This window comes from Miniphocaeibacter massiliensis, from assembly GCF_900232905.1.
In the GTDB taxonomy this organism is placed as follows: Bacteria; Bacillota; Clostridia; order Tissierellales; family Peptoniphilaceae; genus Miniphocaeibacter; species Miniphocaeibacter massiliensis.
On the sequence record NZ_OCTQ01000001.1, the window covers coordinates 57733 to 84094 of the forward strand.

The 26362-nt window shown below is 27.8% G+C and carries 23 protein-coding genes and 1 pseudogene; 20 read left to right on the top strand and 4 right to left on the bottom strand.

Going from position 1 to position 26362, the window contains the following annotated elements:
* Positions 1-574: 574 nt before the first annotated feature.
* Genes CS899_RS00330 through CS899_RS00345 form a run of 4 tightly spaced genes read left to right on the top strand, consistent with a single transcriptional unit; the run spans position 575 to position 3346 of the window.
* A complete protein-coding gene (locus CS899_RS00330) occupies positions 575-793 on the top strand; it encodes a FeoA family protein (RefSeq protein WP_099202975.1) in 219 nt (72 codons plus the stop codon).
* A gap of 17 nt (positions 794-810) precedes the next feature.
* Entirely contained in the window at positions 811-1035 is a 225-nt protein-coding gene (locus CS899_RS00335) for a FeoA family protein (protein ID WP_207204730.1), read from the top strand.
* Positions 1036-3162, top strand: coding sequence for a ferrous iron transport protein B (gene feoB, locus CS899_RS00340; protein WP_099202977.1), 2127 nt, complete (start codon positions 1036-1038; stop codon positions 3160-3162).
* 37 nt (positions 3163-3199) lie between these two features.
* Positions 3200-3346: a FeoB-associated Cys-rich membrane protein gene (locus tag CS899_RS00345; protein WP_099202978.1), complete on the top strand. Its 147-nt coding sequence runs from the start codon at positions 3200-3202 to the stop codon at positions 3344-3346.
* Between the two features lie 31 nt (positions 3347-3377).
* Here the strand turns inward: CS899_RS00345 and CS899_RS00350 are convergent, their stop codons facing one another.
* Positions 3378-4040, bottom strand: a complete 663-nt coding sequence (locus tag CS899_RS00350; protein WP_099202979.1) for a helix-turn-helix transcriptional regulator — start codon at positions 4038-4040, stop codon at positions 3378-3380.
* A 143-nt stretch (positions 4041-4183) separates the two neighbouring features.
* Between CS899_RS00350 and CS899_RS00355 the strand changes: the two genes are divergently transcribed.
* From CS899_RS00355 to lon, 5 genes are all read left to right on the top strand, one after another.
* Complete coding sequence (locus CS899_RS00355) at positions 4184-6502, top strand: N-acetylmuramoyl-L-alanine amidase (RefSeq protein WP_099202980.1); 2319 nt, start codon at positions 4184-4186, stop codon at positions 6500-6502.
* Positions 6503-6595: 93 nt separating this feature from the next.
* Entirely contained in the window at positions 6596-7900 is a 1305-nt protein-coding gene (tig, locus tag CS899_RS00360) for a trigger factor (RefSeq protein ID WP_099202981.1), read from the top strand.
* A gap of 22 nt (positions 7901-7922) precedes the next feature.
* Positions 7923-8507 carry an ATP-dependent Clp endopeptidase proteolytic subunit ClpP gene (gene clpP / locus CS899_RS00365; protein ID WP_099202982.1) on the top strand — a complete coding sequence of 195 codons (585 nt, stop codon included), beginning with the start codon at positions 7923-7925 and terminating at the stop codon, positions 8505-8507.
* An 8-nt stretch (positions 8508-8515) separates the two neighbouring features.
* Positions 8516-9748 (top strand): ATP-dependent Clp protease ATP-binding subunit ClpX, encoded by a 1233-nt coding sequence (gene clpX / locus CS899_RS00370; protein WP_099202983.1) that lies wholly within the window; start codon positions 8516-8518, stop codon positions 9746-9748.
* Positions 9749-9787: 39 nt separating this feature from the next.
* Positions 9788-12127, top strand: coding sequence for an endopeptidase La (gene lon / locus CS899_RS00375; protein WP_099202984.1), 2340 nt, complete (start codon positions 9788-9790; stop codon positions 12125-12127).
* A 107-nt stretch (positions 12128-12234) separates the two neighbouring features.
* Here the strand turns inward: lon and CS899_RS00380 are convergent.
* Positions 12235-12591, bottom strand: a pseudogene (locus CS899_RS00380) (GNAT family N-acetyltransferase); the annotation flags it as partial.
* Between the two features lie 191 nt (positions 12592-12782).
* Here CS899_RS00380 and CS899_RS00385 point away from each other — a divergent pair.
* The 11 genes from CS899_RS00385 (at position 12783) to hisIE (ending at position 25230) form a co-directional block, all read left to right on the top strand.
* Positions 12783-13163: a GntR family transcriptional regulator gene (locus CS899_RS00385; RefSeq protein WP_099202986.1), complete on the top strand. Its 381-nt coding sequence runs from the start codon at positions 12783-12785 to the stop codon at positions 13161-13163.
* A gap of 1 nt (position 13164) precedes the next feature.
* Entirely contained in the window at positions 13165-14532 is a 1368-nt protein-coding gene (locus CS899_RS00390) for a PH domain-containing protein (RefSeq protein WP_099202987.1), read from the top strand.
* Between the two features lie 256 nt (positions 14533-14788).
* A complete protein-coding gene (locus tag CS899_RS00395; protein WP_099202988.1) occupies positions 14789-16165 on the top strand; it encodes a PH domain-containing protein in 1377 nt (458 codons plus the stop codon).
* Between the two features lie 89 nt (positions 16166-16254).
* Complete coding sequence (gene tkt, locus CS899_RS00400) at positions 16255-18225, top strand: transketolase (RefSeq protein WP_099202989.1); 1971 nt, start codon at positions 16255-16257, stop codon at positions 18223-18225.
* Between the two features lie 336 nt (positions 18226-18561).
* Positions 18562-20166 (top strand): ATP phosphoribosyltransferase, encoded by a 1605-nt coding sequence (gene hisG / locus CS899_RS00405; protein WP_099202990.1) that lies wholly within the window; start codon positions 18562-18564, stop codon positions 20164-20166.
* A gap of 11 nt (positions 20167-20177) precedes the next feature.
* On the top strand, positions 20178-21470 hold the full coding sequence (gene hisD, locus CS899_RS00410; protein ID WP_099202991.1) for a histidinol dehydrogenase: 1293 nt from the start codon (positions 20178-20180) through the stop codon (positions 21468-21470).
* A gap of 1 nt (position 21471) precedes the next feature.
* Positions 21472-22533, top strand: a complete 1062-nt coding sequence (hisC, locus tag CS899_RS00415) for a histidinol-phosphate transaminase (RefSeq protein ID WP_099202992.1) — start codon at positions 21472-21474, stop codon at positions 22531-22533.
* Between the two features lie 2 nt (positions 22534-22535).
* Positions 22536-23123 (top strand): imidazoleglycerol-phosphate dehydratase HisB, encoded by a 588-nt coding sequence (gene hisB / locus CS899_RS00420; RefSeq protein WP_099202993.1) that lies wholly within the window; start codon positions 22536-22538, stop codon positions 23121-23123.
* Positions 23123-23833 (top strand): 1-(5-phosphoribosyl)-5-[(5-phosphoribosylamino)methylideneamino]imidazole-4-carboxamide isomerase, encoded by a 711-nt coding sequence (hisA, locus tag CS899_RS00425; protein WP_099202994.1) that lies wholly within the window; start codon positions 23123-23125, stop codon positions 23831-23833. The genes hisB and hisA overlap by 1 nt, the downstream gene beginning before the upstream one ends.
* A 16-nt stretch (positions 23834-23849) precedes the next feature.
* Positions 23850-24635, top strand: a complete 786-nt coding sequence (gene hisF / locus CS899_RS00430; RefSeq protein ID WP_099202995.1) for an imidazole glycerol phosphate synthase subunit HisF — start codon at positions 23850-23852, stop codon at positions 24633-24635.
* Positions 24616-25230, top strand: a complete 615-nt coding sequence (gene hisIE / locus CS899_RS00435) for a bifunctional phosphoribosyl-AMP cyclohydrolase/phosphoribosyl-ATP diphosphatase HisIE (RefSeq protein ID WP_099202996.1) — start codon at positions 24616-24618, stop codon at positions 25228-25230. The genes hisF and hisIE overlap by 20 nt, the downstream gene beginning before the upstream one ends.
* Positions 25231-25258: 28 nt before the next feature.
* On the opposite strand, the gene CS899_RS00440 is transcribed toward hisIE, so the two are convergent.
* Both CS899_RS00440 and CS899_RS00445 read right to left on the bottom strand, forming a co-directional pair.
* Positions 25259-25684, bottom strand: coding sequence for a flavodoxin (locus CS899_RS00440; protein ID WP_099202997.1), 426 nt, complete (start codon positions 25682-25684; stop codon positions 25259-25261).
* Positions 25644-26249: a DUF3793 family protein gene (locus tag CS899_RS00445; RefSeq protein WP_099202998.1), complete on the bottom strand. Its 606-nt coding sequence runs from the start codon at positions 26247-26249 to the stop codon at positions 25644-25646. Before CS899_RS00445 ends, CS899_RS00440 begins: the two co-directional genes overlap by 41 nt.
* Positions 26250-26362: the final 113 nt, after the last annotated feature.

Consider the following 26362-nt stretch of genomic DNA (forward strand, 5'->3'; position numbering starts at 1 on the left):
AATTTCAAATTTATTTTTGATGCTTGGTATTTTTGGAACTACGGTAGGTTTTTTGAACAAATAGGTTTAGAATTACTAGGGATAAAAATATTAAAATAAATGAAAACAATATATAACCAATTAAGGCAGATAAAACGAAAAAAATTATTACTATATTAGCAAAAATAATTGGGATATTTTCTGGAATAATTGCAATTTTACAGGCTTTTGATATAGTTTAGTAAAGAATTAATTATAAACTATAATAAAGAAAATTAACACTTAAATTTACAAGATAGAAAGCATAATATTTTAATATTTTATATAAGAAAACGGCAATGTTAAAAAATAGTATTGATAAAAAATATCAATGGGTATATAATTAAATTGTAAAAATAATTATTATCAATTAGGCTTTTGCTTGACAGAATACAGTGTAATTTTATACTAAATGGTTATTGTTTGATAGAAGTATTGGAGAATTGAATTTTTGTTGTATAATATTTAGTAGAATATATTTATATTTTATCGTACATTAGCAAGCCTTAGTAGGCTTTTTTTTTGCAATTATTTATTTTGATTTAAGGAGAATTTTATGATATTAACAATAGCGCCAATAGGTGTACCCTTAAAAATAATAAAAATTAAGGGAAAAGATGCACAACAAAAACAATTAACTAATTTAGGATTTGTCATTGATTCAGAAGTATCTATAGTTAACGAAGTACAAGGAAACTTAATTATTAGTGTTAAGGGTAGTAGAGTTGCTATAGGAAAAGAGTTAAGCAATAGGATAATGGTAGATACCATTTAGGAGGTGTGTGTTTATTGATTACATTGAATAATTCTGAAGTAGGCAAATATTACAAAGTCAGTAAAATTAATGGTACTGGCGCAGTAAGACGTAGAATTATGGATATGGGGATAACAAAAGGTGCCGAAATTCATATAAGAAAAGTTGCTCCATTAGGAGATCCTGTTCAAATAACAATTAGGGGTTATGAATTAACATTAAGAAAACAAGATGCTGAAATTATTGAAGTAGAGGAGATTTAAATGAGTATTACGATAGCTTTAGCAGGTAACCCCAACAGTGGTAAAACTACATTATTTAATTTATTAACAGGAAGTTCTCAATATGTAGGAAACTGGCCAGGGGTAACTGTAGAAAGAAAAGAAGGATTATATAAAAAAGAGCAAGATATTAGGATTGTAGATTTACCTGGTATTTATTCTTTATCACCGTACACTTTAGAAGAAGTGGTATCAAGAGATTATTTAATAAATGAGAAGCCAGATGTTATTATTAACATTATAGATGCAACTAATTTGGAAAGAAATTTATATTTAACAACTCAATTGATAGAGCTAGGGCTTCCTGTAGTGGTTGCCTTAAATATGATGGATTTAGTTGACAAAACAGGAGAGAAGATTTTAACAGATGAACTTGAAGATCATTTAGGCTGTAAAGTGGTAAAAATATCTGCGCTGAGAAAAACAGGTATTGAAGAATTAATAGATACATGTAAAAAGGAAAAAGATAGAAAAGTAGTAATAAAAGAAGAGTATAGTGCTGAACTAGAAAAATTTATAACATCTACAGAAGAAGTTTCATCAAAAATAAAGAATAGTATAGCTTCAAGATTTTTAGCAATAAAATTATTGGAAAATGATGAAAAAATATTTGAAAAATTAAACTTGGACAGTTCTGAACTAAGTAAGGTAAAAGAAATTACAGAACGAATGGAAAACGAGTTTGATGATGACGGTGAAGGAATTATTACCGATGCTAGATATACATTTGTAAGTAAAATTACAAAGCATATAGTAAAGAATAAGAGAGCTGGACTTACTACATCAGATAAAATAGATAGAGTTGTAACAAATAGATTTTTAGCCATTCCTATATTTGCAGTTTTTATGTTTGCTATTTACTACATATCAATTAAGGTAGGAAATGATATTGTAGGAGAATGGGTTAATGGAACTTTAATAGAAGGAATAATTCAAGGTGGAGCAACAAATCTACTTGAAGGCTGGGGAGTAGCAGACTGGTTAATTAGTTTAGTAGTTGATGGTATTATTGGTGGTGTTGGTGGTGTAATAGGATTCTTGCCAGTAATTGCTTTCTTGTATTTCTTCATAGCAATACTAGAAGATATAGGATATATGTCTAGAATTGCATTTATACTAGATAGAGTTCTTAGAAAATTTGGACTTTCTGGTAAATCTTTTATTCCTATTCTAATAGGAATGGGATGCTCGATTCCAGGAATTATGGCAACTAGAACAATTGAGTCAGACAAAGATAGAAGACTTACAATAATGGTTGCAAGTTTTATGCCTTGTGGTGCAAAAACAGATATTATAGCGTTGTTTGCAGGGGCAATATTTGTTGGGAAATGGTGGTTTGCACCAATTTGTTACTTTGCAGGTATTTTAGCAGTAATAATAAGTGGTGTAATTTTAAAGAAAACAAAAGCATTTATTGGAGAGGCAGCACCATTTGTAATGGAATTGCCAGCATATCATATGCCGATTTTAAGTAATATTTTAAGAACAACTTGGCAAAGACTTAAGGCATTTATTATAAAAGCTGGAACTATAATTTTACTTTCATCAATAGTTATTTGGTTATTAAGTAATATTAGTACAACTGGAAAATTTGTTGAGTTCTCTGACGATAGCCATTCAATATTAGAAGCTATAGGTAGATTTATAGCACCAATATTTGCTCCTTTAGGATTTGGAGATTGGACAGCTACGGTTGCTTCAATAATGGGACTTGTTGCTAAAGAAATGGTAGTTGGAACGTATGGTGTAGTTTCAGGACTTGGAGAATTAGGAGCAGATGATCCTACTTTATTGGAATTTGCAGCTAAATCTTTTACAACTGTTACAGCAATGAGTTTTATGATGTTTAACCAATTAACAGTTCCTTGTTTTGCAGCTGTAGGAGCAATAAGATCTGAAATGAAGAGTGCAAAATGGACATTGGCTACAATTGCTTATCAAGTATTGTTTTCATATACAATTGCACTTATGATATATCAATTTGGTAGAATTCTAATTTTAGGAGAAGCTTTAAATATTTGGACAGGAGTTGCAATAGTAATATTGTTGGTTTATTTATTCTTGCTATTTAGAGCAAGTAAGAAAAGAGAACTTACAGGAAAATTATAAAAGATTTATATTTTAGAGCAAGGAAAGAAGGGGTAATATGTTACCAACTCTAATAATTTTAGGAATAATAATAGTTGCAGTGGTATTTGCAATTATTCATGTCAAAAAAAAGGGAACTACTTGTGATTGTGGATGCAGTTCATGCAAAATAAACAGTTGTAGTCCTAAAGGAAAAGAAAAATAAATATATAAAAGCCAGAGTGTAGCTCTGGCTTTTATATATTTTTGTAATTTTTTGCTCTAAATTGTTTTGGTGTTAAATTATGAACATTTTTAAATTGATGACAAAAATAAGATGTACTATCAAAACCTGAAAGTTTTGAAATTTCATTAATAGGTAAGTTACTGTCTATTAACAACGTTTTTGCTTTTTCCATTCTAAAATTAAGTAAAATTATAGGTAAACTTATGCTCACGTGTCTTGAAATTAGATTTGAAACGTAAGATTTACTTAAATGGAAAGTACAAGCTAATAAGTCTAATGAGATTTTTTGATTACAATTATTATAAATATAAATAAGCATAGTTTTGACTAATGAATTTTTACAATTGTATATTAATTCATTTTGAGAAGCTGTATAAAAGTCTATCATTCTTTCAAAAACTTTATTTAAAGAATTCATATCAAAAGTATTAAGAATATTTAATAAAAAATTATTTCTCTCTTTTAAAATAGAATTTGTAAATTCAAAGTCGGTTATATTTTTTATCGTATTCCAATAAAAAATACCATTAAATTGTACAAGATATGACTTGAAGTATTCAAAACTAGCGCTATTTTCAGATATGTATCTAACTATTGATTCTGATAAAGTCCTAGCCTTATCTCTGTCTTTTATCAAAACAGCGCGTATTAATTGATTTTCTAATATTTCCAAAACATACTCCTAATAGTGATATTTTTATATTAATAATGTCATTTTAACATATTTTATAAAAATATCCATCATATAAATTTGATTTTATAGGTAGGAGTATTATATAATGGTGGTTACAAATGGGAGAAAATTAGGAGGAGAACATGAATAAAACAAAAGAGAGAATAATAACAATTATTTTATTGATTTCTTTGTTGCTTTCTGTATTTATTGGAGTGGTTACCAGTAGTAAAGTTTCATATGCAGAAGATAATAAGATGCTTAATATAAGCGATACAAAAATTGTTAAAGGAAATTCAACCTATATTAATTCTATAAGTGGGGATAATATAACTGAAGGATCAAAATTAATATTTGAAGATGGGAATGGAAATAATAAAGAATTTACAGCAGAGCTCAATGAGGATACTGGTTTTTATTATTTTAAATTAAAATTTGATGAAGTGGGAACTTGGAAATTAATTGAATCTAGCCTTTCTGAAGTAAACCATGAGGAAGTTATCGTATACAATAGCTTAGAAGAAATGACGGGAAGAAAAGATGGTTATATAGATATTTCTGGAATAGATAATACATCTATTGAAGGTAAGAATTTAGAGTATAGTTTAACAAAGATAAAGGGATATAATAATCTTGGAAATTATGTAGAAGTTAAAGCTACTATATCAGATGATAATAATTCAGGAGAGTTTTTTATTTTTAATGATGGATTTTCCTCAACAATATCAGTTCCAGAAAACTATACTTTAAATTCTGGAAATTATAAAGTTAATTTAGAAGTCCAAGGATATAGTACTTCTATAGATATTACATTAAAATCAACTTATACAACAGTTGTAGAAGATGTTGTTGAGAAGAAACAAGTAACAAGAAGTACAATGTCAGCATCTACAACAAGTACATCATCGACATTATTTGAAAGATACCAAGGGGCTAACAGATACTCAACAGCAGTTAAAGTATCAAAATCTAAATATACACCTAAGGGTTCAGGGAAAGGAACTGAAGCTAAAGCTGTAGTATTGGTAAACGGAAACAGCCCTAGTGATATGTCAGTTGCGGCAGCTTTTGCAAAACAAAAGAGTGCACCAATATTATTAGTACAAAAAGATTCATTGACTTCAGATACACTTAATGAAATTAAAAGGTTAAAAGTTAAGGATATATATATAATTGGTGGAAAAGCGGTAATAAGTGAAAAAGTAGAAAAAGAATTAAAGAATAATGGTATATCTGCTAAAAAAAGATTTGCAGGAAAAGACGCTTATGATACTTCAGTACTAGTATCTAAAGATTTAATAAGTATAACAAACAGAGGAACAGTTATTATAATGTCAGGTACAAGTTACTATGATTCTTTGTCAGCAGCATCTTTGTCAGCAAGTAAAGCTTACCCAGTATTATGCGTATCAAAAAATTCTATGACATCTGGTGTCAAATCAGCTATAAAATCAGCAGGTTATAAAGATGCAATTATTATAGGTGGAGATGCAACAATAAGTGAAAAAGTAAAAAAAGAAGTAGATACTGTAATTAAGAGCAAAAAATCTAGTAGAGTATTTGGAGCGGATAGATATGGAACAAGCATGGCTATTGCAAAAAAATATTTTCCAAATACTAAGATAATAAATATTGCAACAGGAACAACTTATGCAGATGCACTTCCAGGAGCTGCAGTTGCTGGAGTTAATGATTCACCTATAATTGTAGTAGAAGGAAATACAGTTAGTAGTAATTTGAAAACATATATAAATGGGATTAAAGAATTAAAAGGGGTTTATATATTTGGAGGAACAGCTGCTGTAAGTGCAAAATTTGAGACTAATTTAAGAAATATTGTATTTTCGACAAGTACTGGTGGTGGATCTGGTTCTGGAGGAGTTAGTAAAGTAAGTATATTATTAGATCCTGGTCATGGTGCAGGCTCAACTCATAATAGAGGTTATGTAGGTCCAAAGTGGAAAAACGAAGGTGATGGAAATTATTATTTTTCATTACTTTTAAAGAAAGAATTGGAAGCTTATGGAATTAAAGTAGGAACTACAAGATCTAGTATAAGTGCGAATCCTGACTTAGCACCTAGGGGAGAAGCGGCTAAAGGATACAATTTATTTATATCATTACACACTAATGCAGGTGGAGGAACAGGTGTTGAAATATATAATGATGTTCAAAGAACAGGAGCTGAAAAACTTGCTAGTAATTTAACGTCTAATATTTCAAGCACATTAAATATTACGAATAGAGGGGTTAAGAAAAGACTTTATGGCGAAAATACATCTGGAGTAAACCCTAACCATAATTACTATGGTGTATTAAGAAATAATGGTGCAACAGCTGGAATGTTAATAGAACATTGTTTCCATGATAATTATACAGAAATAAAGAAATATGAAGATAGAGCAACAACTTTGGCTAAGAATATGGCATCTGAAATAGCTAAGTATTATGGATTAAAATAAAAGACTACTATTGTAGTCTTTTTTAATGCAAAAGTAAAAAAAATATGGTATACTGATTAAATGTGAATGCATATTAAAAAATGGAGGAATATAATGAGCGCAGTTTTAGTAAATAAGGAAAAAAACAGAGCAGTTTTTACTGTAGAAGTGCAACAAGATAAATTCGAAGGAGCTATTCAAAAAGCTTATTTAAAAAATAAAAAAAGATTTTCAATTCCAGGATTTAGAAAGGGAAAGGTACCTAGAAAAATAATTGAAATGAATTATGGAGAAGGTATTTTTTATGAAGATGCTATTAATATATTGTTACCAGAAGTATATGAAAATGCACTTGATGAATTAAAATTGGATCCAGTAGATAACCCAGAAATAGATATAGATGAATTAGATAGAGAAAATCCAATTAAAATTAAATTTGAAGTAGATGTTAAACCAGAACCAAAATTAAATGATTATTCATCTTTAGAAGCAGAAATTGATTCATATCAAGTTAAAGATGAAGATATCGATAGAAAAATAAATAGTGAATTAGAAGCTAACTCAAGAATGGTTTCTGTTGAAGATAGGTCAGCAAAATTAGATGATATAGTAAATATTGACTTTAATGGAAAACTTGACGGTGTTGAATTTGAAGGTGGAAAAGCTGAAGGATATGATTTAACTCTTGGTTCTAATACATTTATCCCAGGTTTTGAAGATCAAATAGTGGGTAAAAACATTGGAGAAGAATTTGATGTTAATGTTACTTTCCCAGAAGATTACAATGAAGAAAGTCTTAAAGGAAAAGCTGTTGTTTTTGAAGTGAAATTAAATTCAATTCAAGAAAAAGTTTTACCAGAGTTAGATGATGAATTTGTTAAAGATGTTTCTGAATTTGATACTTTAGATGAGTATAAAGAAAATATTAAAAAAGATTTAGAAAAACAAAATAAAGAAAGAGAAAAAATAGACAAAGAAAACAAAGCTGTAGAAGCTTTAATAGATGTAATGGAAGTTGAAATACCAGAATCTATGATTAATGGCGAAGTAGATCGTCAATATGAAGACTTTTTATATAGGATACAAGGAATGGGCTTAAATGCTGAACAATACTTTTCTATAACTAACTCAAATGAAGAATCTACTAAAGAAGAGTTAAAACCAAATGCAGAGAAAAAAGTTAAGTCTGACTTAGCATTAGAAGCATTTATAGAAGCAGAAAAAATTGAAGCTTCTGAAGATGAGGTAGAAGAAGAATTAAATATTTTAGCAGAGCAATACGATTCAAAAAACAAAGAAAAATTTATAAATAATATGAAAAAATCTGGAAATATAAGTATTGTTACAGAAAGCTTAAATAAAAAGAAAGCTGTAGAAAAATTAGTAGGTATGGTCAACTTTAAAGAAAAATCTGAATAGATTTTAAAGGAGGCGTTTTATTATGGCATTAGTTCCAATGGTTGTGGAGCAAACTAATAGAGGTGAAAGATCTTACGATATATTTTCTAGACTATTAAAGGATAGAATAATATTCTTGAGTGGGGAAATAAATAATGCAGTAGCAGATTTAGTGGTAGCACAATTACTTTTCTTAGAGTCAGAAGACCCTAAAAAGGATATTCAATTGTATATTAACTCTCCAGGAGGATCTGTAAGCGCAGGGTTTGCTATATATGACACTATGAAATATGTTAAATGTGATGTTAGCACAATTTGTATAGGAATGGCAGCTAGTATGGGAGCATTTTTATTAGCAGCAGGTGAAAAAGGCAAGAGATTTGCTTTACCAAATGCAGATGTAATGATACATCAACCACTAGGTGGTGCTCAAGGGCAAGCAGAAGATATTAGAATTCAAGCAGAAAAAATTATAAAGACTAGATCTAAGTTAAATGATATTTTATCTGAAAACACAGGTCAACCACTAGAAATTATTGAAAAAGATACAGATAGAGATAATTATATGGATGCCTATGAAGCAAAAGAATATGGTTTAGTAGACGAAGTAATAGAAAAGTCTAAATAGGAGATTTAATGACAGATATTGAAACAAACAAGATAAGTTGTTCTTTTTGTGGCAAGACATCTGATGAAGTAAATAGACTAATAGCAGGACCAAATGTTTATATTTGTGATGAATGCGTTAGACTATGTAATGATATAATTGATGAAGAAAATATTGATATAAAAGAAGCTTCTCGAAATTTCGAGAAGCTTCAAAAGCCTGTTGAAATAAAGCAGGTTCTTGACCAATATGTAATTCAACAAGAAATGGGGAAAAAAGCTTTATCAGTTGCTGTATATAACCACTATAAAAGAATAGCTACTAATTATAATAGTGAAGATATTGAACTTCAAAAATCTAATATACTATTAATAGGGCCAACCGGTTCAGGAAAAACATTACTCGCTCAAACTCTAGCTAAGACTTTAGATGTACCTTTTGCTATTGCAGATGCAACATCTTTAACAGAAGCTGGCTATGTAGGAGAAGATGTTGAAAATGTTATTCTTAAACTAGTACAAGCAGCGGATTACGATATTGAAAAAGCTGAAAGAGGAATTATATATATCGATGAGATAGATAAAATTACTAGAAAATCAGCTAATCCATCAATAACAAGAGATGTTAGTGGTGAAGGTGTTCAGCAAGCATTACTTAAAATTATTGAAGGAATGGTTGCAAATGTACCTCCACAAGGAGGAAGAAAGCATCCGCATCAAGAATATATACAAGTTGATACCACAAATATATTGTTTATATTTGGAGGAGCTTTTGAAGGTGTTGAAAAAATTATTGAAAAAAGAAAAGAAACTAAATCTATAGGTTTCGGAGCTGATATTAGGGAAAGAAAAGAGTCTAAATTAGGTGAGTTAATTAAAGATATTAGACCAGAAGACTTACTTAAATTTGGATTAATCCCAGAGCTTGTAGGTAGAATTCCGGTAATAGTTACATTAGAGGAATTAGATGAAGATTCTTTGGTACAAATATTGGTAGAACCTAAGAATGCTATTATTAAGCAGTACAAAGAATTATTTAGAATGGATGATGTCGAATTGACATTTACAGATGATGCTTTGAAAGCAATAGCAGAAAAAGCATATAATAGAAGGACAGGGGCTAGAGGGTTAAGGTCTATAATTGAAGAAAATTTAATGGATATAATGTTTGAATTGCCTTCAAGGACAGATGTTAAGGAAGTAATTATAGATAAAGATACAATTACTAAAAATGTTAGTCCTAAGTTAATCATTAACGAATAAAAGCTCACAAATGTGAGCTATTTTTTTTGAGAGGTAAGTATGGGAATAGATACTATATATAATAAAAAAGAATTAAAACTACCTGTAATACCAATGAGAGGTATTTGGATTTTTCCTCATACAGTAATCCACTTTGATGTAGGAAGAGAATTATCATTAAATGCTCTAAGTGAAGCTATGGTACATGATTCATTGATATTTTTATGTGCACAGAAAGATCCAGCAACGGAAAACCCTGTAGTAGATGAATTTTATTCAACGGGAATAGTTGCAGAAATTAAGCAAACATTAAAGCTTCCAAATGGAAATATGCGTGTTTTGGTAGAAGGTATAAGTAGAGCTAGGGCAAAAGAATTTACTTTTGGAGAAAAATTAATAGAAGCAGAAGTTGAGGAATTTACTTATAGCTTAGAAGATATAGAAAGAACAGATGACTTAAATGCTATTAGTAGACTTGTAATTAACGATGCCAAAGATTATGTAGGCATGAATCCAAATATGTCTAATGAAATGATTATGCCCATATTAGAACAAGATGATCCTAGTAGATTAGCAGACGTTATAGCTTCATATATAACATTAGAACCAGAAGATTATTTTAATATTGTTAATGAATTTGATATTTATCAAAGATTAGAACTAATACACTCTATATTATTAAAAGAGATAGAGTATTTAAAAATAGAGGAAAAGATAAATCAAAAAGTTTCCAAACAAATAAATAAAAATCAAAGAGAGTACTATTTAAAAGAGCAACTTCAAGCTATAAGAGAAGAATTAGGTGAAGAAGAAGACGAAGATATAGTATTTAAATATGAAGAAAATATAAAAAAATTAAAACTAAACAAGAAATCAGAAGAACATGTATTAAAAGAGGTTAAAAGGCTAAGTAACCTTTCTCCAGGTAGCCCAGATACAAATGTAATTCGTTCTTATTTAGACGAAGTATTAAGTCTTCCTTGGAAGAAAACTACCAGAGAGAAGTATGATATAACAGAAGCTAGAGACATACTAGATGAAGATCATTATGGTTTAGATGATGTTAAAGAAAGAGTGTTAGAATTTATAGCTGTTAGGAAAATGACTAAGGGGTTAAAAGGACCTATACTATGTTTAGTAGGGCCACCAGGTGTTGGTAAAACATCAATAGCAAAGTCAATTGCAAGAGCTACGAATAGAAATTTTGTAAATATGAGATTAGGTGGAGTTAGAGACGAAGCTGAAATTAGAGGTCATAGGAAAACATATATTGGAGCTATGCCTGGAAGAATTATTAAACTTATGGAAGAGGCTAAATCTAATAACCCAGTATTTTTACTAGATGAAATAGATAAACTTGCATCAGATTTTAGAGGAGACCCAGCATCAGCGCTTTTAGAGGTTTTAGACCCAGCACAAAATGACTCATTTGTAGATAGTTATATAGAAATTCCATATGATTTATCTAAAGTGATGTTTTTAACTACAGCAAATTCATTAAATACAATCCCGAGAGCTTTACTGGATAGAATGGAAGTTATTAGAATTTCTGGTTATACAGAGTTTGAAAAACTTAACATAGCTGAAAAATATCTAGTTCCTAAGCAAATTAAGGAACATGGATTAACTGAAGAACAATTAATAATAACAAAAGATGTTCTTAAAAAGATGATAAATAATTATACAAGAGAATCTGGAGTTAGAAATTTAGAAAGACTTATTTCAAAAGCAGTTAGAAAATCTGTTATGGAACTTGTTGAAAAAGATAAAAAATGCATAAAGATAAATGCTAAAAATCTAGAAAAATATATTGGAAATGTAAAAATTGTAGACGATGATATTCCTAAAGAAGATATGATTGGTGTTGTAAACGGACTTGCTTGGACAGAAGTTGGTGGAGAAATTTTAACAATAGAAACCAATATAATGGAAGGTTCAGGAAAAACTCAACTAACTGGAATGCTTGGAGATGTTATGAAAGAGTCTGCTATGGCAGCAGTTTCATATATTAGAAGTAACCAAAATCGCTTAGGAATTAAAGGAGAATTTTACAAAGATAAAGACATTCATATACATTTTCCAGAAGGAGCAGTTCCTAAAGATGGTCCTTCTGCAGGAGTATCAATAACTACTTCTCTTGTGTCAGCATTAACAGGGAAAAAAGTAAGACATGATATTGCAATGACTGGTGAAATTACACTAAGAGGTAGAGTTTTACCAATAGGTGGAGTTAAAGAAAAGGTATTAGCTGCAAATAGATATAATATAAAAAATATAATACTTCCTAAAGCAAATGAAAAAGATATAGAAGATATACCAGAAAAAATAAGAAAAACTTTAAATTTCAATTTAGTTGAAAATATAGATGAAGTTTTAGAAATAGCAATTAGAGAACCGTAGAAATACGGTTCTTTTTTATTGTATATAGAAATATATAATTTTTATATTAGACTTAAATATTTTTCAAGAAGAAAAAGTAAGAGAAAGTTTATTTAATAGTAATGAAATTATAGAATTTTTACCATTTGAATCTCTTTAAATTGTATACCATTATAAGAATAATTTATTTCTTTTACTTTAGTAAATCCTAAAGATTTATACATATTTAAGGCTAAATAATTATCTATGCTAACACTTATATAAATTTTATTAGCACCTACTTTGTTTTTAAAATAATCTAAAAATTCTATTACAGATTTTTTTCCATATACTTTATTTTGAAACTTGTAATCTATCATAAATCTACTTAAAGACCATCCAGGTATATTATGGTCGTAATCGTAGAGTAAAAGTCCGACCATTATATCGTTATCATAAATAGCTAGTGGATAAAGTCCATCTTCATAAACAGACTCAAGTAAAGTTCTAGTATTATCAGCAACAAAGTTTTTTGATTATCTGCGACTTTTAATAGCATACACTCTGCATAATTAGTTTTATCTATTTCTTTAAAAATCATAATGCTACCTTCTTATATAATATTAACATAAATATATATTGTACTATTCTAAATAATACAAAATAATGATATAATTGTATTAAGGAAGGTGATACAATGTTAATAAAAATAGATATAACCTCATCAACTCCAGTATATGTGCAACTTAGAAATGAAATAATAAAGGGAGTTGCTTATGGAGAAATAGAAAAAGGAGAGAAACTTCCAACAGTTAGAGAAATGGCAAAACAAACAGGACTTAATCCAATGACTGTAAATAAAGCATATCAATTGTTAAAAGAAGAGGGCATAGTAAAAACAGAAGGTAGAAATGGCGTAACTGTAAGAGAAGATATAACACCTAACGAACTTTTCCTGACTAAACTAAATAATGAAGTAGAGCTTATATTAACCGAATCTATAGTAAGAGGATTTAATATTGAAAATATAATAGATTTAATAAATATTAAGTCCAAAAAATTACAGGAGGAAGCGTAGAATGTTTATTTATATAATGATAACAGTAACATTTTCATCAGTAACTCTTTTAATGTATTACTTCTATTCAAAAACACTAGATTACAAAAATGGAGAAGTAATGCTTTTAAAGATACCGTATGTAAATAAAGATGATAAGGAAGTTTTAGAAATTGTAGAAAAAGCAAAAAAATTGTTAAAGATAGTATCAATAATACAATTAATCTTAATACTTCTACTTAACTTTATGATTTGGTTTAATTTATCTTATATGGGAGTTTTTATAGCTGTATTACTTGTGCCTATAGCCATTGAAGCTCTTTGTTTAAATTCACAAAGAAAAAAATTACTTTTATTAAAGTATGAAAATAATTGGGGAAGTAAGGCAGATGTTTTTATAGATACCAGATTGTTAAATAGTAATTTAAAATCAAAGTACAACAAAATTTATATTTATTCAATGTTGTTTTTCCTAATTTTAATAGTGATAAATATATTAGTTTTAAAAACTGAAATGTTATCTTCAGTTTTAATGATAACTCCAATATTGCTAATCACAGTATTCTTTATGACTATGAAAGCTGAGAATTATGTATATATAAGTGAAGATTTTGAAAAAAATTACGACTATAACCTAAATAAAATAAATGAAAATGTAAATTTGTTCAAACAAGTTATATTAATAAATATATTTATAGCAATGTTACAAGTTTTAGGAATTTATTTACTTGTAAATAAAATAAAATTATTTTTTATATTTATTTTTATATCAATGTTTTTAAGTTTTATAGTTATGATAATTTATATGATTAAATATTACAAAATCAACAAAAAGTACGAAACGAATAAAAATAGTATTGTGAATTCTGGAGATTTCTACGATTATATAAGTTATGATAACCCTTATGATAATAGAATTTTTGTAGCAGATAAAGTTCAAATGGGAATGACAATAAATAGAGGGAATTCAAAGGGAAAGATAGTCTTTATAGGAACTTATGTATTAGTGATAGCCATATTTGTAGTCCTATTTTCCCTTATGAATTTATCAAAACAATCAGATTATAAATACACTGTAGAAAATAAAGTTTTAGAAATAGATTCTTTTGGTTATGATACAAAAGTAGATTTAAGAAAAACAGAAGGTATAGAGCTAAAAGAGTTTAAAAAATTTCCAGATGCCTTTAAAAATAATGGAGTGGGTGATAATAAAAAAAGTTATGGAAATTGGAAAGTAGAAGGCTATGGAGATGTTAAACTTTATATTAATAATGACGTTAATTACTATATAATTATAAAAACTAAAGACCAAAACTATATATTTAATGATACAAGTATAGAAAAAACAAAAAATTTGTACTCTACTATAGTTTTAGAAATTGAAAATTAAAAATATGTTAATAAAAAGTGTATGGAGGGTATAATATGGAAATTTATATAATAATAACTTTAATATTTTATTCAGCAACTTTTTTTAGGTACTATTTTTTACCTAAAACATTTTTATTGGCAGTAACATTATTTTAGTTGTATTTTCTAATATGAATTTAAAGCAACAGTCAGATTATAGATACATTATTCAAAACAAAGTTTTAGAAATTGAGAGTTAAAAAGTTTACTAATAAAAAATAGAAGGAGAATATAAAATGTTTATTTATATGTTTATATTTACTACATTAATATTATCTTCATATACATTTTTAATGTATTATTTTTATTCAAAAACATTGAAATATAAAAATGGAGAAGTATTACTTGTAAAGATACCATATGGAAACAAAGATGATGCAGAAGTATTTGAAATTGTAAAAAAAGCAAGAAAAATGTTAAAAATAGTGTCAATAGTACAGTTGATTTTAATAGTGTTTTTAAACTTATTTATGCTATATTTGCAAATGGTTTATATATTAGCATTTTTTATTGTAATACTTGTTCCTACTGTTGTTGAGGTGCTTTATTTAAATTCACAGAGAAAGAAATTAGTTTTATTAAAAAGTGAAAAAGGATGGAACAGTCAAACAGATGTATTTATAGACACTAAACTTTTAAACAGTAATTTAAAATCTAGGTATAATAAGATTTGTATTTACGCTTTATTAATATTTGTAATATTTATAATTTTAGATATATTTTTTTTAAAAACAGAATTTATAGTTGCTATGATAGTAGGAGTTCCTATACCGTTAATATTGTTATTTTTTATAGTTATGAAATCTGAAAACTATATTTATATAAGTGAAGATTTTGAAGAAAATTATAACTACAATTTCAATAAAATAAATGAAAATATTAGTCTTTTCAAACAAATGGTAATTGCAAATATCGTATCTGTAATTATACAAATATTAGGAATAAATATTTTAGTGAATAAATTAGGAATTTTTTCAAATTTTATATTGATGGTAATATTATTAAGCGTATTTGTAATGATATACTATATAATTAAATATAATAAAATAAATAAAAAATATGAAGTAAACAAAAATAGTATAGCTGATTCAGGAGATTTTTACGATTATATAAGTTATGACAATCCTTATGATAATAGAGTTTTTGTAGCAGATAAAATTTTCTTAGGAATGAGTATAAACAGAGGCACTCCAAAGGGGAAACTTGTTTTTATCGCTAATTATTTAATAGGAGCTATTCTAATAATAGGAGCAGTTTATTTTGTAATGTTAATAGAAACAAAAGATTATACATATACTGTGAATAAAGATATTTTAGAAATAGATGCTGGTGAATTTGATTCTAAGATAGACTTAAATGATGTAAAAAATATTGAGTTAAAAGAGTTTGAGGAATTTCCTGATGCTACTAGAAGTATTGGTGCAGCATCTAATAAAAAGAGTTATGGAAAATGGAGAGTAGAAGGATATGGCAAAGTAAATCTATATAAAAATAATGATGTAGATTTATATATTATTATAAAAACTAAGGATAAAACGTATATTCTTAATGATAATACAAAAGATTCAACAAAAAAATTGTATGATGATATATTAAATACTATAAACAAATAAGCTAAAATGACTTTAAATAGTTCAAATCATTGATTTTATTATCATAAATTGATAAACTTTTAGATGATAGTAAAATGGAGAGGTGAACAATGGATAGTAAATATTTAGCCGCTAATACACTTAAAGTTTTATCAGTAGAAGCAATTCAAAAAGCAAATTCTGGACATCCAGGATTACCAATTGGTGCGGCGCCAATGGCTTTTGCTTTGTGGAATGATGTTATGAAACACAATCCTAAAAATCCAAATTGGTTTAATAGGGATAGGTTTATATTATCAGCAGGCCATGGGTCTATGTTATTGTATTCGTTACTTCATATATTTGATTATGGAGTTACAATAGATGATATAAAAGAATTTAGACAACTTGGAAGTAAAACACCAGGACATCCAGAGTATGGACATACGGTAGGAGTTGAAGCTACTACAGGACCTTTAGGACAAGGGTTAGCTATGGCAGTTGGTATGGCTTTAGCAGAGTCTAATTTAGCAGCAAAATATAATAAAGAAAATTATAAAATAGTAGACCATTATACTTATGTACTAGCAGGAGACGGATGTATGATGGAAGGGATAACAAATGAAGCTTCATCTTTTGCAGGAGCAAACAAATTATCAAAACTAATAGTGTTATATGATTCAAATAATATTTCTATAGAAGGAGATACTAATATAGCTTTTACAGAGAATGTAAGGGCAAGATATGAGGCTTTAGGTTGGGATACTTTTTTAGTAGAAGATGGAAAATCATTAAAAGACATTACAACAACTATTGAAAAAGCCAAATTAACAGATAAACCTTCATTAATAGAGATTAAAACTAAAATAGGTGCGGATAGTGCTAAAGAAGGTTTAGCATCAGCTCATGGAGAACCTTTAGGATTAGATAATATAATTGAATTCAAAAAGAATTTAGGCTGGGATTATGAAGAAGAATTTTACATTCCAGAAGAAGTAAAGGATTTAACAGCTAAAACTAACGAAAAAAATGCTTTAGAGGAAGATAAATGGAATAAATTATATGAAGAATATAAAATGATTTATCCAAAAGAAGCTTTAGAATTAGAAAATTCTATAGAAAAGTTAATTCCAGATGAATTATTTGATGAAGATTTTTATAGTTTTGAAAAGGATGATGCATCAAGATCATATTCTGGAATAGTATTAAATAAAATTTCAGAAAAAGTACCTTATTTATTTGGAGGCTCAGCAGATTTAGCACCTTCTAATAAAACAGAATTAAAAAATAGCACTTATTATAGTCCAGAAAATAAAATTGGTAACAATGTCCACTTTGGAGTGAGAGAATTAGCTATGAGTGCTATATCTAATGGTATTAGTTTACATGGAGGACTACTTCCATATAATGCAACATTTTTAGTGTTTAGTGATTATGTAAAACCTACTATTAGATTATCTGCTTTAATGAATCAACAGGTATTGTATGTATTTACGCATGATAGTATAGGTGTCGGAGAAGATGGACCAACACATCAACCAATAGAACAAATGGCAATGTTAAGATCAATTCCAAATGTAACTACTTTTAGACCAGCAGATGGAAAAGAAACAGCGGCAGCTTATGAATATGCTCTTAGAAAGAAAGATGGACCAACAGCATTTGCTTTTACAAGACAAAAATTAGAAAATATGTATGAGACTGGAAAAGATGCAATGAAAGGTGGATATGTTCTTAAAGACTTAGGTGAAAGAATAGATATCATCTTAATGGCTTCAGGTTCTGAAGTTAAATTAATTTATGATGCAGCACAAAGAATAAATAAATTAGGATATGGAGTTAGAATAGTTTCAATGCCAAGTCCAGATGTATTTGATATGCAGTCTGAAGAATATAAAGATTCAATATTACCAAAAGAAGTGAAAAAGAGAGTTTCAGTAGAAGCACTTTCAACTTATGGATGGGATAAATATGTAGGATTAGATGGAATTAAAATAGGAATGGAAAGTTTTGGAGCATCAGCACCAGCAAACTTACTATTTGATAAATTTGGTTTTACAGTAGAAAATATAGTAGAAAAAGCTTTAAGTATATTAAATTAACAAAAAAGCAACTCTGATTTTAGAGTTGCTTTTTTTATATTAGTAAATGAAATAATTAATAAAATAATGTAGATTTAACAATATGTACCAGCGTAAATATTTTAGTTAGATATCACAAGAAAATAAATTGTTAATTAATTTGACAATCAAACTTGAATAGTTTATTATATAAAAAAGGAGATGCATTATGAAAAATTTATTTAGATATAATAAATTAAATAATTTAGTACATCATCACAGCCATCTATAATTATATATGGCTATATTTTAGTGTTATTTTGTAGTATATTATAGCCACTGGTATAGTGGCTATTTTTTTATTTTTTGAGGTGAATAATGGAAAAATATTTTTTAAAGGGTTCAGAATATTTATTTGAAGATAAGATTAAGAGGATTGATAGTATAGGAAATACTATTTTAGATTGTGCTAAGAGAGAAGGATTTAAACAAATTAGTACACCATATTTTGAAAATTATGAGTTATATAAAAACTATGATAAATTAGATAGATTAAATATGACAAAGGTAATAGATAAAGATGGTAAGATTATAGTGTTAAGACCAGATGCAACGATACCTATTGCAAAAATTGTATCGTCAAAATTCGAAGTAACAGAAGTAGTTAAGTTGTGTTATTTAACAACTATATTTAGAGAGTACAAAAGTCATAAAAATTATGGAAGAGATTTTTTACAAGGAGGAGTAGAACTCTTTGGAGCAGATACATCTGAAGTAGATTATGAGATTATTAATTTGTCTACTAAAATGTTAGGAAAAATAGGGTTTTCTAATATACAAATTGATATTGGGAATATAGCTTATCAAGAAGGATATTTTAAATCTTTAAATATAGAAGAAGACAAAAAATCCAAAATTAAAGAGCTGATTGAAACAAAAAATATTAGTGATATTAATGAATATTTAAATACATTAAATATTGGCAAAGAAGATAAAGAATTCTTAAATATTTTACCTAAATTATTTGGTGATTTTGATAGTATAATTAATATAGCAAAAAAATATGCTAAAAATAATGAAATGAAATATGCATTATTGAGAATGGAAGAAATTCATAAATTTATTATAGAGAAAAATACTAATATAAAGGTCAAATTAGATTTATCTTTTACTAATAGTTTAAATTACTATACAGATTTGATATTCAAAGTATATGCAGGCTCACTTCATGTTCCAGTTGTTAGTGGAGGAAGATGTAACAAACTATCGGGTGATTTTGGTGCTAATAGACCGTGTTGTGGTTTTGGTATTAATGTAAATCTAGTTGATGAATACCTACAAGATGGAGATTATGATGAAGTAATTCACATTGCCCTTGCAAAAGGAAGAGTACACAAACAAGCTATGAAAAGATTTGAGGAATGTGGCTTGGTTTTCCCAGAATACAGTGAAAAAAGTCGGAAATTACTATTTTTGGATAGTAGTAAAAAAATTGAAATAATATTAGTTAAATCTCAAGATGTTCCAATTTATGTAGAAAATGGAGCAGCTGACATAGGAATAGTAGGTAATGATGTTTTATTAGAAGATGATTATAAAGTATATGAACTTATGAATTTGAATATTGGAATTTGTAGAATGGCTACAGCAATTATAAAGGGATCTAAAATAGATTATAACAAGAAGGTTTTAGTAGCTTCAAAATATCCAAATATCACAAGTAGGTACTTTAATAACAAAGGAGTTACTATTAATTTAATAAAATTAAACGGTTCAGTTGAACTTGGACCAATTGTTAAATTATCTGATTTGATTGTTGATATTGTTGAAACAGGTAGTACTTTAAAAGAAAATAATTTGGTTGAAGATGAAAAAATACTAGATATTTCTTCTAGGCTGATTTGTAATAAAGTTGCTTTAAAAACAAAAAGTAAACAAGTTGAAAATATTATGGAAATTTTAAAAACTTTAGAATTGAAATAGGAGGTGCTAAGATGAGAATATTAGAAATTAAAGATGGTATGAACAAACGCAAGGTTTTAAATGAACTTTTAAAAAGGGATGAAGAAGATAATTTAGAAGTAGAAGATATTGTAAGAAGTATAGTAAAGGATATAAAAGCAAATGGAGACGATGCTGTAAAGAATTATACTGAAAAATTTGATGGAGTCAAATTAAAAAGTTTAAAAGTATCCAAAGAAGAAATAGATTTTGCTATTAAAGATGTTGGAGATGAGTTTTTAAGTATTTTAAAAGAAGCAACAGAAAATATTAAAGTTTATCATGAAGAAGAGTTAGAGATTACTTGGTATAAAGAATTTAGAGATGGGGTTAAGCTAGGACAAAAAATTACACCTATAGAAAGAGTTGGGCTGTATGTTCCAGGAGGAAAAGCAGGATATCCTTCTACTGTATTAATGACAGCTGTGCCTGCAAAAGTAGCAGGAGTTAAGTCTTTAGCAATGGTTACACCGCCAGATAAGACTGGAAAAGTAGATTCATATATTTTAGCAGCGGCTTATGTGGCAGGAGTAGATGAAATATATAAAGTAGGTGGAGCACAGGCAGTAGCAGCTCTAGCATATGGAACAGAAAGCATAGATCCTGTTTATAAAATAGTTGGACCAGGTAATATATTTGTAGCTACTGCAAAAAAACAAGTGTTTGGTAAAGTTGACATAGATATGATAGCGGGACCAAGTGAAATAGGTATTTTAGCTGATGAAGATACAAATCCTAGAATAATAGCAGCAGATCTTTTATCACAGGCAGAACACGACGAAATGGCAGCACCAATTTTTATAACTACTTCTAAAGAACAAGCAGAGAAAGTTAAAGATGAAGTTTACAGACAATTAGATATACTACCTAGAAAAGAAATTAATATAAAATCAATAGAAAATTACTCTCTAGGTATAGTTGCTAGAGATAAAGATGAGGCAATTGAATGGATGAATGAATTTGCTCCAGAGCATTTGGAAATATTATATAAAAATCCAGAAAGCTACTTAGATAAAATAACAAATGCAGGTGCAATTTTCTTAGGTGAATATACACCAGAACCAGTAGGAGATTATTTTGCTGGACCAAACCATACTCTTCCTACAAGTGGAACAGCTAAATTTTCATCACCTTTAGGAGTTTATGACTATTTTAAAAGAAGTAGCATTTTGTATTATTCAAAAGATGCATTATCAAAAGTTGAAAAAAAAGTTCAAACATTTGCTAAAAATGAAGGGCTATTTGCTCATGCTAATGCTATTGATGTAAGATTTAAAGAGGATTAGAATGGAGAAATATTTAAAAAAATGTTTATGTGGTTTTTCAAATTATGAAACTAAGCTAATAAAAGAAAAATATGTAGTCAATGCTAATGAAAGTCCTTTTAATATTGGAGAAGATGAAGTTTTAAGAAATATTATTAATGATGTTGTAAAAAATTTTAATTTTAATAAATATCCAGATCCAAATGCAAATGAACTACGAGAAGAATTAGCTAAATTTGTTAATAGAAACAAAGAAAATATAATTTGTGGCAATGGTGGAGATGAAGTAATAAGCTTAGCTATTATGACATTTGTTGAACCTAATGACACAGTTGTTGTACATAGTCCAAGTTTTGAAATGTATCAAGTTACTTCAACTATTAATTATGGGAAAATTATAAAGGTTCCCGATTTAAAAGGTTATGTTATTAATACAAAAGCTATAATAGAAGAGAGTAATAAAAATAACGCCAAGATATTATTTTTATGTACACCAAATAATCCAACAGGATATTTAATGTCTAGAGAAGAAATAAATGAAATTATAGATAATACTCAAAGTATAATAGTATTAGATGAAGCATATATTGAATTCTCGGATTTAGAGGAATATGATTATACCAATAATGATAGAGTAATTATTATAAGAACACTTTCAAAACTTTTTGGACTTGCAGGACTAAGGATTGGTTATGGGATTGGAAGTAAAAAAATGATTGATTGTTTGAATAAAGTTAAGCCTCCATATAACGTAAATGGTTTAACGCAAGCTATAGCAACTAATGTTTTAAGAAACAAAGAATTAATATTGAATAGAATTAATTTTTTCAAAAATGAAAGAGATAGGTTAATTATAGAATTAAGAAAATATAATTATTTAGAAGTTTATAACAGTAGCACAAACTTTGTATTAATAAAAACAGACTCAATATACAGAGATAGTATTATTAAGAATTTAGAAAAAAATAGTATACTTGCAAAAGTTTATAACAATAAACCAGAACTTGAAAACTGTATAAGAGTTTCAATATCTAACAGAGAAGTTAATGATTTAATTATAGAATCTTTTTCGGTAGAGGAGTAGTTATGGAAAGAATAGGAGCTATTGAAAGAAATACATTTGAAACAAACATAAAAATAAAGTTAAATGTTGATGGTAAAGGTGTATTGAATGGAAAAACAGAAGTAGGTTTTTTTGATCATATGTTAAATTTACTTACAAAACACGGGAAGTTTAACATAGATATTTATACCAAAGGTGATACTTATATAGACAACCATCACTTGATTGAAGATTTAGGAATAGTGTTAGGAGAAGCTTTAATTAACGCTTTAGGAAATAAGGCAGGAATTAATAGATATGGAAGTTTTACTTGTCCCATGGATGAAACTCTAACTACCGTAAATTTAGACTTAAGTGGTAGAGGCTATTTGGTATTTAATGTAGATTTAAAACGTGAGAAAGTTGGAGATTTTGAAACAGAAATGCTAAAAGAGTTTTTATATGCATTTTGTATAAATGGAAAATTCAACTTGCATGTCAATACTCATTATGGAGAAAATGATCATCATAAAATTGAATCTATTTTTAAAGCTTTGGGAAGAGCTTTAAGGGAAGCTTGCAAAATAGAAGAGGGGAACACTGAAATACCTTCAACAAAAGGAGTTATTTAATGTTAATTTTACCAGCGATTGATTTAAAAGATAGAAAATGTGTAAGGTTACATAAAGGAAGAGAAGATGAAGTAACATATTATTTTGATAATCCCATTAATGTAGCAATTGATTTAGAAAAAAAAGGTGCCAAGTATCTACATTTAATAGATTTAGATGGTGCATTTAGTAATGAAAAAAGAAATTATGATATTATTGAAGAAATAGTAAAGTCTATAAATGTGCCTATTCAAGTAGGCGGAGGAGTTAGAACAGAAGAAATAGTAGATAAATTAATTTCAATTGGTGTTAGTAGGGTTATACTTGGAACAGTTGCAGTTGAAAATCCTATATTAATAAAAAAATTGGTAGAAAAATATGGAGATAAAATAGCAGTTTCTGTTGATTGTTATGGAGATGAAGTAGCAATAAAAGGGTGGATTGAAAAATCAGATAGACAAATATTTGATTTTTGCAAAGAGTTAAAATCATATGGTTTAAAAACTATTATATATACAGATATTGAAAGAGATGGAACGTTAGAGGGACCAAATATAGAAGTTTTAAGTAAACTTCAAGAAATGTTTGGAGATAATATTATTGCAGCAGGTGGTTTAAGCAGTATAGATGAATTTTACAAATTAAAAGATATAGGACTTTATGGTGGAGTTACCGGAAAAGCGTTGTATGAAGGCAAAATTACTATGGATGAAATATCTAAATTTTCATAAGTGGGTGATTTTATAAATGATGAAAAAAATAGTAGCATGTTTAGATTGTAAAGATGGAAAACTTGTAAAAGGTGTTAATTTTGTGGATATTAAAGAAATAGCAGATCCAGTTGAAAGAGCAAAGTATTATGCAGATGAAGGCATAGATGAACTAGTTTATTATGATATAACTGCATCTAATGAAGGAAGAGGAAATAGAATAGATGTAGCTAAAAAAATTGCTGAGATTTGTAATGAAAAGAACATACCTTTTACTGTTGGAGGTGGAATTGCAACATTAGAAGATATAGAAGAAGTTTTCAAAGCTGGCGCTGATAAAGTTTCAATTAATACAGCAGCAATTAAGAGACCTGAATTTATAAAAGAAGCATCAGAAAAGTTTGGAAGTCAAAAAATTATGGTAGCTCTTGATGGTAAAAAAAATGAAAAAGGTTCTTGGAATGTGTATGTAAAAGGTGGAACTGAAGATACAGGAATTGATGTTATAGAACTTGCCAAAAAATTTGAAAAATTTGGAGCAGGAGAACTTTGTATGAATTCAATAGATGGTGATGGTTCAAAATTAGGTTATGACTTAGAACTTACTAGAAGGTTAAATGAAGAACTTAATATTCCCGTAATAGCATCTGGTGGAGCAGGCACTATGGAACATTTTAAAGAAGCTTTTGATAATGGAGCAGATTCGGCATTAGGAGCTTCAGTATTTCATTTTAACGAAATAGATATACATGATTTAAAAAGATATTTAATATTCAAAAATATAGAGATTGATTGGAGTTGCTATGAAAACGAAAACTATTAAATGGAATTCTGATGGTTTAATACCAGCAATTGTACAAGATGCACTTACTAAAGAAGTACTTATGCTTGCATATATGAACGAAGAAGCATTAGAAAAAACTTTAGAAACAAAGAGTTCATGGTTTTATAGTAGATCTAGAAAAGAACTATGGAATAAAGGAGAAACTTCAGGAAATACTCAAGAAGTTGTAAGAATAGCTTTAGATTGTGATAGAGATACTGTAATTTTATGGGTAATACCTAAAGGACCAGCTTGTCATACAGGAGAAAATTCATGTTTCTTTAATGATGTGGAATCTTACAAAGAAGTTCCTGACAGACAAATGTTATTTAAAGAATATGAAATAATAAAAGATAGAGCAGAAAATCCTGTAGAAGGATCATATACAAATTATTTACTTAGAGAAGGAGTAGATAAGATTTGTAAAAAAATAGGAGAAGAATCTGCTGAAACTATAATAGGTGCAAAAAATAATGATAAAGAAGAAATTATATATGAATCTTCTGATTTATTATATCATTTAAGTGTATTGCTTTATAACCAAGGAATTACTCTAGACGATTTAATGCTAGAAATTGAAAAAAGATATAAATAAAAAAGAGCTTATTAAAAGCTCTTTTTATTTATGCACTAGCACAAATTTTTCCAAATTCTTTACATTTATCTAAGTCTTCATCAGTAGGATTATCATAAACTGGTAAAGATATTGCTACTAAATTAGCACCTAATTCTTTGGCTCTATTAGTCCAAGTTTCCATCCATTCACCATTATTCCATTCATATGAACCAAATAGTGCTATTTTCTTACCATTTAATTTATCTTCACAAGATGAAAACATATCTTCAAAACTATCTTCTAGCTCTTCGTCTCCCATAGAAGGACATCCGAAGGCTATTACTTCATAATCATCAACATTTGAATCACTAAAATCATCACTAAATATTAAATCAACATCATCTGTTATAGAATTTGCTCCTTCTAATATGCCATTTGCCATACTTTCTGTATTACCTGTTCCACTCCAATAAACTATAGCTAATTTCTTCATTCTTTTCTCCTTTATATTTATTTATTATATCTTCTATATTCAAACCTATATCAAAATAGTATTTGCAATATAAGTTGCATAATTTAAAGGAGTTAAATCTTTTTAATGCAAATTCAATATCATTATAAACTTTCCAAGTCCCTACAAAAATAAAATTTTTTCCTCTGTTTAAAATATAAGATTCAATGTCGGAGAGAGGATAATCTAAAAAAATACCTATTTCATGTGGAAATTCTTTGTTAGAGTTAATTCTAAATTTTAAATGTTCTAAAATATCAAAAACACTATTTAATGGATAATAATATTTATCCAAAAAATCTTTCACATTATTTTTTTTAAGCCTTTTTGTTAAATCGCTAATATTAAAAATATACAACAGCATAGATTTTGAATTTTTTCTTAGTAGGTAAAGGTGCATATTATGTTTGTTTATTAATTTATTTACACTTTGAATATCTATTAATTCAATATCTTTTAGAGGTACACTTATTAAATTAGCAATTTTAACACCACACAAAGTAGGGGCACAGTGATTTATAAGGTATTGTTCAAGCAGTTTAAGCATATTAACTCCTTTTGATAATTAATATCATTACATTAAAAGAGTATCAATTTTTTTGCATGCAGTCAATAATAGTTATCAATTGAATTATAAATTTATATTTTGTATAAATTTAT